Raw genomic sequence first — 522 nt, 5'->3', positions numbered from 1 at the left:
CCCGGCCGACGCCGATGATGTGGGCGGCTTGGCGGAGGGTGAGGTTGCGGGTGTCGGCGAGGGTTTTGACCTGGGTGTAGGCGGTCTGCATGAGGTCGCGGAGTCTGAGGTCGACGTCGTTGGCGCTCCAGGAGTAGGCCTGCATGTTCTGGACCCATTCCAGGTAGGAGACGATGACGCCGCCGGCGTTGGCGAGGATGTCGGGGACGATGGTGGTGCCGTTGGCGGTGAGGATGTCGTCGGCTTGGGGGGTGGTGGGGCCGTTGGCGCCTTCGACGATGAGGCGGGCGCGGATGTGGGGGGCGTTGTCGGCGGTGATGACGTTCTCCAGGGCGGCGGGCACGAGCAGGTGGACGTCGAGTGCGAGGAGTTCGTCGTGGGTGAGGGTGTCGGCGTGGGGGTAGCCGTGCAGGCCGCCGGTCTGGGTGGTCCAGGCGCGTAGGGCGGTGATGTCCAGGCCGGTGTCGGCGTGGAGGGCGGTGGTGGCGTCGCAGACGGCGGTCACGGTGCAGCCGGCGTCGG

Annotated in this window: 1 protein-coding gene; it reads right to left on the bottom strand. The window is 69.9% G+C overall.

Features of this window, described 5'->3' with window-relative positions; genetic code table 11:
- Positions 1-522 (bottom strand): Glu/Leu/Phe/Val family dehydrogenase (locus DQW85_RS21635; protein WP_420819172.1); only part of this gene is annotated, 522 nt, incomplete at both ends.

It is taken from the genome of Nonomuraea lactucae, assembly GCF_003313395.1.
In the GTDB taxonomy this organism is placed as follows: Bacteria; Actinomycetota; Actinomycetes; order Streptosporangiales; family Streptosporangiaceae; genus Nonomuraea; species Nonomuraea lactucae.
The sequence above is the reverse complement of the archived record's forward strand: the minus strand, read 5'-3'. Positions and strand labels throughout refer to the sequence as shown.